The sequence below is a fragment of the Candidatus Thermoplasmatota archaeon genome (genome assembly GCA_035540375.1).
Classification (GTDB): domain Archaea; phylum Thermoplasmatota; class SW-10-69-26; order JACQPN01; family JAJPHT01; genus DATLGO01.
The window spans coordinates 1-8,712 of record DATLGO010000081.1; the positions used below are offsets into that span (position 1 = coordinate 1).

Genomic DNA, 8,712 nt, shown 5'->3' on the forward strand with positions numbered 1-8,712 from the left:
AAGGGGCAGGCGTCGCCGGTGTGGGCGAACGAGAAGCGGCTCGACGCGGACGACCTCGCCGGCATCGCGGCCGAGGCGCGCGCCATCGGCGCCCGCGGCACCGGCATGACGGGCGGCGACCCGATGTACGACCCGGAGCGCACCCTGGGCTACATCCGCTTCCTCAAGCAGGAGTTCGGGCCGAAGCACCACATCCACATGTACACGCAGATCCCCTTCGACCCGAAGTGGATCCCCGCGCTCGCGGAGGCGGGCCTCGACGAGCTGCGCTTCCATCCCCCGGAGGAGATCTGGGCCGACGTCGACGCGCACCCGAAGTACGCGCGCCTCTACAAGGAGGCGCTCGCAAGCTCGATGGACATCGGCTTCGAGATCCCTTGCATCCCAGGGTTCCTCTCCTCGATGGAGAAGCTCGTGGGCTGGCTCGTCGCGCACGAGGTCGCGTTCATCAACCTGAACGAGATGGAATTCAGCGAGACGAATTACGTGGAGATGCTGAAGCGCGGCATGCGCATCCGCGATGACGTCTCGATGAGCGCCATGGAATCGGCGGACGTTGCGCGGGCGCTCATGGCGAAGCACCGCGACCAGCCGATCACGATCCACTTCTGCTCGTCGCCCTTCAAGGACGCGATCCAGCTGCGCGAGCGCCTGCGCCGCCGCGCGCAGGCCGTCGCCCGCCCGCACGAGGTCATCACGGACGACGGCACGCTCCTGCGCGGCGTCGTCGACTGCCCCGACCCCGCGGAGGTCGCGGAGGAGATGCGCGAGGCGTTCGACATCCCCGCGGACCTCATCCACGTGCGCCTCGCGACGGACGTGGGTCGCGGCTCGCTCAACCCGGACGAGCGCACCGAGGCGATGGCGACGACGGGCCGCGCGATCCCGCTCCCCGTGGTGCACGCGAAACCGCAGGCCGCGCGCGACCGCCTCGAAGTCGCGCCGTGGGTGCTCGAGGAGATCGCGGAGGAGATCCCCTTCCCGTGCTACCTCTCGGAGGTGTACCCGACCGCCGACGAGCTCGAGGTCGAGCGCACGCCGCTCAACGGGAAGCCGGGCGTGCCGGACGCGTGATCAGAGACGATCCCAAGCGGGGAACCGGTCGCAGTCCCACACTGGGTCGACGACGGGTTCTCCTGCGCGAACGAAGGGGACCTCGACCACGGACGAGCACGCCGTGAACCCGGGCGACCCGAAGGGGAAGAAGATCGGCGAGTTCAGGACGAAGAAGCCCGCGCGCCCTTCCGTCTCGGAATGGGAGAGGGAGACCTCGATGGGTCCGCGCTGTTCGAGCGTGAGGCAATTGTCAGGCCAGTTGTTCACCACGTCGCAGCGCGGCCCGTGCGCCGTTGGAAGCGGGACGAGGAAAAGCGTCTCGAAGATGGTCGCGACGCCCCACTCGCCATCATCGGGTGTGAGCGTGACCTTGAAGTTCGTCGTCTTGACCTGGCCGAAGAACTCCCCCGAGGGGTTCCAGTAGTCGTCCGGCAGCGGTCGCGTCCCTTTTTCGTAGGGATCGGGCGAGGAGGCCCGACCGACGTGGCCGTCGTGGTTGATGTCCTTCCAAGCGCCCACCCACGCTTCGAGCCCGAAATACCCTGGCGCCGCCGTCTGGGCCCCGTCGCTCGCCCGGCCAACGAGGGCGCCGTCGTGCGCGGCGATCGCGGCGGCGGTCATGTATTTCGAACGTCCGATGAGATCCATCCATCCGGCGTAATCGGCTTGATGATCGCCGAGTCGGCCCGCGGAACTGGAGCCCGATTGCTCCTCCCATTCGCGCGGATAGGTCGCCCATACGGCCTGAACGGCGCTTGCGACGACGGGCGCTGCGGGGCCGTCGCCGGCCCGCGGCGGATCGACATAGCAGTAATTGGGACAGTAACCGATCGTCGGACTCCCGATCTCGTTGACCGCGGTCGCGAGGGTGCTTCCGTAAAGCATCGCAACGGAGCCAGGCGCCTGCGCGGCATAGACGTCGATGTCCACGAGGGACTCGGGGCCGGCCGTGAAGGGGAAGCGGCCGTCTTCTCTCGGCGCGAGAAGCGCGTCGGAGACGGTGATGACCGTGTAATCCTGCAGAAGCGAGCCGTCCGTGAAGACAATCACGTGGACGGCGGACCAACCGCCCTTGTTGCCGTAGAGACCATTGGCGCCCGCGTCATAGCGCACGTCGGGTTCGCTTTCGCCGGGACGGACGATCGTGAGGAGGGGTGGGTGGCTTCCCGGCGTCACGTAGCTGTAGATCGCCTTCTTCTCGATGCCCACCCACTCGTTCGCCGGCGCGAGCTGGCCGTCGGGCGTCGTGAGGTAACGGGCGTTCCCGTCTCCGTTGAGATCGTTCCAGAAACCGAGCACGGTCAGGAAGTGCCCCGCGCCGGGGGCGATGAAGTCGGGAAGGAGCCCGTTCGTGCCGCGGTGGAAGTTGAAGACGATGGGATCGCTCGCGATCGACGTCGGCCCGGCATCGCCCGAGAGGACGTAGGCGACCGGGTTCGCGGCGTCCTCCTGCGGATTGCTCGGGAGGACGGTTCCATAGAAGTTGTCGAGCACCCTGATGCCACGCTTCGGGTTCTGCTCTCCCGTTTCGACGGAAGGGCACGCCGGGGTTCCCGCGCCGCCGCGCGCTTCAGCGACGCAGTTGTACTGTCCGGCCGCATCCCGCGCCGGACGATTCGGTTCATCCGCCTCGTGGCTTACGCTCGCGGTGTATGAGCTGGGAAGCGTCACGCATCCAGCAATAGCGAGCACAAGGAGCGGGATCAACAGGATCGAAGGACGGACGACCGACACGCTGAAGCCTCCCTGCTCCAGCCGGCGTACCCTCCCTTAATCATTCGGCTCCGTTGTCCGCTCGAACGGCTGGAAGGTAGGGGTCGGGCCGGCAGGGTACACCACGAGCCAGGCATTGGAGGCCGCTTCCGGCGTCATCGCGAGCTCCTCCCCACCGCCAAGCAGCGCCGCGGCGAGCAGGGCCTCGGAGAGGCTCGCGGCCGCGAGGGGCGCAACGAGCATGGCCGCGACGGCGACGGCGACGAACGGGGCAGGACGCATGACGCCTCTTTCGAGCGCTTGATGCAAGAGCCCGATCGACGTTCGGCGACCTGCGGCAAGCGTCTTTAAGCGAAGAATCGCTTGGCCCGCCCGTGGGCCTTCGCGTCGGCGACATTCCCGGCATCGACCCGCGCCTCGCGCGCCGCCTCATGGAGGCGGGTTACGACGAGCTCTGGCCCAGCCAGGCGGACGCGGCCCCGGTCGCGGTCGCGGGCAAGAATCTCGTCCTCGCGGTCCCCACGGCCTCGGGCAAATCGCTCGTCGCGTACCTCGCCATCCTGCAACGGTGCCTCAAGGGCGCGAAGGCGCTCTACATCGTGCCGCTCAGGGCGCTCGCGGCGGAGAAGTTCGAGGACCTCAGGGACCTCGGGCGCCCCCTCGGCCTCCGCGTCGCGCTCTCGATCGGCGACTACGACGCCGCCGAGCCGCAGCTCGGCTCGTTCGACGTGATCGTCTGCACGAGCGAGAAGGCCGATGCGCTCCTGCGCCACCGCGCGCATTGGCTGCGGTCGATCGGCTGCATCGTCTCCGACGAAGTCCACCTCCTGAACGATGCGGGCCGCGGCCCGACGCTCGAGGTCATCCTCACGCGCTTCCGCCAGCTCAATCCGGAGGCGCAGATCGTCGCCCTCTCGGCGACGGTCGCGAACTCCGCCGAGGTCGCGAGCTGGCTCAAGGCGACGCACGTTAAGAACGAATGGCGACCTGTGAAGCTGCGCGAGGGCATCTGGTCGGGGCGCGAGGTGAAGTTTCTCGACAATGCGGTCCTCGAAATCGACTCCCAGTTCGACGACCCGTCCCTCGCGCTCGCGGAGGACGCGTGCCGCACCGGCGGCCAGGTGCTCGTCTTCGTGAACACGCGCAAGAGCACCGAAGCGATGGCCGAGAAGCTGCGCGACGCGACGCGCAAGCACCTGCGCCCCGAGAACAAGGCGGCGCTCGAGGAGATGGCCGCGTCCCTCAAGGGCGCCGAAGAGACGAGCGTGGAGCGCAAGCTCGCGAAAGCGCTCAAGGATGGCGCCGCCTTCCACCACGCGGGCCTCACGAACACCGAGCGATCCATGGTCGAGCAGGCCTTCAAGGCGGGGCACCTCAAGGCCATCGCCGCGACGCCCACCCTCGCGGCGGGCGTGAACCTCCCCGCGCGGCGCGTCATCGTGCGCGACCTGTGGCGCTACGACGTCGAGGCGGGGAACGCGCCGCTGCCGGTCCTCGAATACAAGCAGATGGCGGGTCGCGCGGGCCGGCCCAAATACGACAAGGTGGGCGAAGCGATCACGATCGCGCGAGCCCCCGACGAACGCGAAGCGATCCTTCTCAACTACCTGCTCGCCGACAGCGAGCGCGTCATCTCCAAGCTCGGTACGGAGAACGCGCTGAGGACGCACGTTCTCGCCTCGATCGCGTCCGGGTTCGTCGAGGACGAAACGAGCCTCAAGGACTTCATCCGCGCGACGTTCTACGCGGAGCAGGGCGACGTCTGGACCATCGAGACGCGCATCACGAGCGTGCTGGACTTCCTTCTCGAGGAGGGCTTCATCGAAGCGAAGGGAGACCGCTTCTCGCCGACGAAGTTCGGCAAGCGCGTGAGCGAGCTCTACGTCGACCCGCTCTCCGGCGTGAAGATGCGCAACGCCCTCAAGCGCGTCGACGAAGTGGAACTCACGCCGATGTCGTTCCTGCACGCCGTGTGCTCGACGCCAGACATGCCGCAGCTCTACATGCGGCGCGCGGACCAGTGGCTCGAGGGCGAGGTGCTCGAACGCGAGCGTCAGTTCCTCCTTCCGCCGCCATCGGGCCTCGACTACGAGTGGTTCCTCGCGGAGCTCAAGACGGCGAGCCTCGTTCATGACTGGTGCGAGGAGGTCACGGACGAGGACATCGTCAAGAAGTACGGCGTCTACCCCGGCGACATCCGCACGCGCGTGGACACCGCGGAATGGCTCCTGAGCGCGATGCGCGAAATCGCGAACCTGTTCCAGAAAAGCGTCACGCGCGAGATCAGCGAGCTCGAGGCTCGCGTGCGTCACGGCGCGAAGCGCGAGCTTCTTCCCGTGCTGCGCCTCCGCGGCGTCGGCCGGTACCGCGCGCGCCAGCTCTTCAAGGCCGGCTACAAAAACATCGAGGCGATCAAGGTCGTCGACGCGGCCGCGCTCGCGCGCGTGCCGGGGATCGGTCCCACGCTCGCCGCGAGCATCAAGCGCGCCGTGAGCGGCGAGCCGGAAGCGCAGGCTTCCGAGGCCGCCGCGACCGAGGCCGCGGTCGCCGCACCCCGCGCGGGCCAGATGAAGCTCCAGGAGTTCGATCAGGAATGATGCCCGAGGACGAAGACGCCCCCATCGTGGTGCGAGGCTACCGCGGCGACGCGCCGCCGACGCCCGATCTCGTCGCGATCGTGAAAGCGGCGCATACACGGGATACCGTCATCCAGATCTTCGACGCGGCCGCCGTCGTCGGGCGCGACCATCTCGTGCACGCGGCGCGGCTCGCGCGGAGGGCCCGCGCGGAGGGTCGCCACAAGAGCGAGGACCTCGCGCTCGCGGTGCTCGTGTACGCGAGCGGCGAGCGGCAGATCGCGAAGGCGCTCGCGCGCATGGGCGCGCCCGAGGGACGAGGCCTCGCGCTCGCAGCCGTCGCGCTCGGCGGGGGCGCGGAGGCCGCGCTCGACACCCTTGCGACGCGTCTCGGATGGCGCCGCGACGACGCCGTGCTCGAGGCGTCCGAAGCCAAGCTCGACCGGCTGGGCGTCGAGGCGAGCCTTCGCGCCGCGATCCCCCGGGGGAGATGGCCGGACCTCGCCCTGGAGCGCGTTTCCCTCATCGATCTTCAGAAGTAGGGAATTCACTCCACGAGGTAGTAGCAAGAGCGAAGCCCTCAAGTGCGGGGCCGCGTACAGGGGCCTCGATGACGGTTTCCCGCCTCCTCCTCAAGCTCGTCGACGCCGCGCGCGTGGCGCGCGACCCTCTCGGCTTCGCGAACATCCGCCTCGAGTTCGCCCGGGAGGACATGCTGTGAGAAACGACGTCTGGCTCGAGCGCGCGTAGCGCCTCACGCTGCATCCCCTCCCCCCTCCCGCGGGTCGCGCGTCGGCCCGCGGGTCTTTTCTCTCCAGGCCACGCTTTCGCATGGCTGGAGCTTTCCTCGCCAACCTTCAAGACCCGTCGCGCGCACGCCCGCCGCATGCCCACGGGCTTCATCCGCGTGACGCCGGATTTCCTCATCGACGGCCAGACGCTCATCGTGACGGGCGTCAAGGATCCGAGCGGACGTACCGTGGCGTCGCGCGTCCGCGTCGCGCCGCCGGAGCGCGCGGCCGAGGTGGCCTTCGAATCCTACCGCGCACACCACGGCGAACACCCGGTGCGCGAGGTGCTCGTGAGCCCCGCGCTCGTCGAGGCGCGGCCTGCGACCTTTCCGTTCGCGGTCGCGGCGAGAAACTGACGCACGCTTCAGGGACGGCGCATCGTAGTAATATTACGTCGGCGCTGCTCGCGGAATCTGACTCGGGCGGCGCCACGAGCCAGATCAAGCCGCGGATTTCGACTTCCGCCACAGCGCGATCGCCGTGGCGATTCCCGCCGTGATCGCGGTCGCGATGATCTCGGTGGACAATTCCTTGAGGAGGCCGAGCAGCGTGCTCGGCTCCGACGCGGGCGACGAAGCGGGGGTCAGGATCGTGAGATTGTCGTCCCGCGGTTTAGGCTGCATCCACGGGGCGATGTCGCCTTTTCCGGGTTCAACCTCGGTTGTGATGTCGACGGCGCCCGCCTCTTCCGAGGTCCGGAAGACGACACGGTGCGTCGCCACTTCGGCCCAGCGGGCCGTGAGGGGCGCCGCGATGGTGACGGCGACCGACGCCGAGCCGTTCGGGGCAATCGTGACGGCGGCCGGATCGCTCCAGGCCGTCCAGCCGGGGGGCCCGTTATTCACCACGACCTTCACCAGACGCGGTACGGACGCGACGTTCTCGATGGTGAGCGTGTGGGACGTTGCATTGCCGGGGCCGACCTCGAGGATTGCCTCGGGCATGTCGACGACGAGATCCGACGTGGGGTTCACACGTCGCAGGCCGGGAAGGCCGACGCCGTAGAGGGCGGACGGATGGTCACGGCCCGCCATGAGCAGATAGAGGGAGTTGCCTGCATCGGGCGCGCCGAAGAAAACAACGTTGGCCTGGAGCATGTCTCCCGCGGCGAACGTGACATCCGTGATGTTCGCGTTAAAGTCGATCCTTACCGGCTTCACGAAGATGTCATTGCAAACCTGGAGAAATGACGAGAATTTCCCCGCGGACTTCGCGACGATCTTTCCGTTCTTCATCAACTGGAAGCGGTAGTCCTCGAAGGTGGGAACGTCGCTCATGCGGAAATAAGGCGAAGGACGCGAGCAGAGCAGCCACGTGGTGAAAGAAATCCCTTGATCAAGCCGGAACGGCTTTTCCACGGTCGCATTGAAACGGAAGGGGCAAGCGAGCGTCACGAGGTTCGGCCCACTGTAGACCTTCGCGGAATCAGCCGCGCGAGGCAGTTCGGGCGTGAGGGATCGGATGGCGGTCTTCTCGCCGTTTCCGCACGCTTCGGAATCGACATCGGACATGCGCGCGAAGACCGCGGGCGACAGGAACTGGAACCCGGGGCTCGGCTCGGGATCGAGGGGCACCGTCGGGGCCGCGATCGCTCCGAGCGGAAGGAACGCGATGGCGAGCGCAAGAACGAGGACGGTGCGGAACGCTCCCTTGCCTGCCACGACGTTAAAGTGCCCTGATCCCCTCATAAATGATTGCTTGACGAGTCACAGGGGGCAGGGTGCAAGGGCGCTGCGCACTATCAACCGAATCGATGGTGCCTCTCACTCGCCCAGGAACCGCGTGCTCCACGAAAGCCCGCCATCGATGATGAGGCAGTCTCCCGTGACGTACGACGCGGCGTCGCTTGCGAGGTACACTGCCGCGTGCGCGATCTCGTCCGCTTCCGCGAAGCGCGAAAGCGGCACCGTCGAGAGGATGCGGTCCTTAATCTCGGGCGTCGGGAACAGGTGCGACGACGCGCCCTCCGTGTCGACGGGCCCCGGCGCGATCGCGTTCACGCGGATGCCGCGGTGCGCCCACTCGAGCGCGAGCGAACGCGTGAGGTTCAGGACGCCCGCCTTCGCCGCGCCCGAGTGCGCGACCAGCGGCGCCGCGGCGTACGCGTACGTCGCGATGATGTTCGTCACCGACGCGCGGCCGGCGCGCTTCTCGAGAAGCGGAAGCATGGCCTTCGAGACGTGGAACGTGCCCGTAAGCACGATGTTCACGACCGCGTTCCACCCATTGGGGGAAAGGTCCGACACGGGCGCGAGGAAGTTGCCGGCCGCGTTGTTCACGAGGATGTCGAGCGCGCCGAACTCGCGCTCGATCTCGTCCCGCAGCGCCTCGACGCGCGCGAAGTCGCGCACGTCCACCGGCACGGCGAGCGCCCTGCGGCCGCGCTTGCGGATCTCCTCCGCGACGGGGTCGAGGTGCTCCTTCTTGCGCGATGCGACGACGACGTCGGCGCCGTGGTCCGCGAACGCGAGCGCCATCGCGCGCCCCATCCCGGTGCCGCCGCCCGTCACCAGCGCGGTGTAGCCGGCCAGCAGGTCCGGGCGGTAGGGCGAGCGCTTCGCGGGCGCGGTCGAGGG

The 8,712-nt window shown here is 68.1% G+C and carries 8 protein-coding genes; 4 read left to right on the forward strand and 4 right to left on the reverse strand.

What is annotated here, in order from left to right:
- Positions 1-1,074, forward strand: a 1,074-nt coding sequence (locus VM889_09910) for a hypothetical protein (GenBank protein HVL48860.1), incomplete at its 5' end; no start/stop codon positions are given.
- Here VM889_09910 and VM889_09915 read toward each other — a convergent pair.
- Together VM889_09915 and VM889_09920 are read right to left on the reverse strand one after the other, a co-directional pair.
- Positions 1,075-2,790 (reverse strand): hypothetical protein, encoded by a 1,716-nt coding sequence (locus tag VM889_09915; GenBank protein ID HVL48861.1) that lies wholly within the window; start codon positions 2,788-2,790, stop codon positions 1,075-1,077.
- 36 nt (positions 2,791-2,826) lie between these two features.
- On the reverse strand, positions 2,827-3,051 hold the full coding sequence (locus VM889_09920) for a hypothetical protein (GenBank protein ID HVL48862.1): 225 nt from the start codon (positions 3,049-3,051) through the stop codon (positions 2,827-2,829).
- Positions 3,052-3,143: 92 nt separating this feature from the next.
- On the opposite strand from VM889_09920, the gene VM889_09925 reads away from it, so the two are divergent.
- The 3 genes from VM889_09925 to VM889_09935 all read left to right on the forward strand — a co-directional run bounded on the left by VM889_09925 (position 3,144) and on the right by VM889_09935 (position 6,492).
- The gene (locus VM889_09925) at positions 3,144-5,366 is read left to right on the forward strand and encodes a DEAD/DEAH box helicase (GenBank protein HVL48863.1); all 2,223 of its coding nucleotides are present in this window, start codon (positions 3,144-3,146) and stop codon (positions 5,364-5,366) included.
- A complete protein-coding gene (gene cgi121 / locus VM889_09930) occupies positions 5,366-5,887 on the forward strand; it encodes a KEOPS complex subunit Cgi121 (protein HVL48864.1) in 522 nt (173 codons plus the stop codon). Before VM889_09925 ends, cgi121 begins: the two co-directional genes overlap by 1 nt.
- Before the next feature lie 344 nt (positions 5,888-6,231).
- Positions 6,232-6,492 (forward strand): hypothetical protein, encoded by a 261-nt coding sequence (locus VM889_09935; GenBank protein ID HVL48865.1) that lies wholly within the window; start codon positions 6,232-6,234, stop codon positions 6,490-6,492.
- 84 nt (positions 6,493-6,576) lie between these two features.
- Here the strand turns inward: VM889_09935 and VM889_09940 are convergent, their stop codons facing one another.
- Together VM889_09940 and VM889_09945 are read right to left on the reverse strand one after the other, a co-directional pair.
- Entirely contained in the window at positions 6,577-7,797 is a 1,221-nt protein-coding gene (locus tag VM889_09940; GenBank protein ID HVL48866.1) for a hypothetical protein, read from the reverse strand.
- A 102-nt stretch (positions 7,798-7,899) separates the two neighbouring features.
- Positions 7,900-8,712, reverse strand: an 813-nt coding sequence (locus VM889_09945; protein HVL48867.1) for an SDR family oxidoreductase, incomplete at its 5' end; no start/stop codon positions are given.

Excerpts from the sequence above, each read along its gene's own strand:
- VM889_09920 (HVL48862.1), bottom strand. The coding sequence starts at position 3,051 with ATGCGTCCTGCCCCGTTCGTCGCCGTCGCCGTCGCGGCCATGCTCGTT.
- VM889_09935 (HVL48865.1), top strand. The coding sequence starts at position 6,232 with ATGCCCACGGGCTTCATCCGCGTGACGCCGGATTTCCTCATCGACGGC.
- cgi121 (HVL48864.1), top strand. The coding sequence starts at position 5,366 with ATGCCCGAGGACGAAGACGCCCCCATCGTGGTGCGAGGCTACCGCGGC.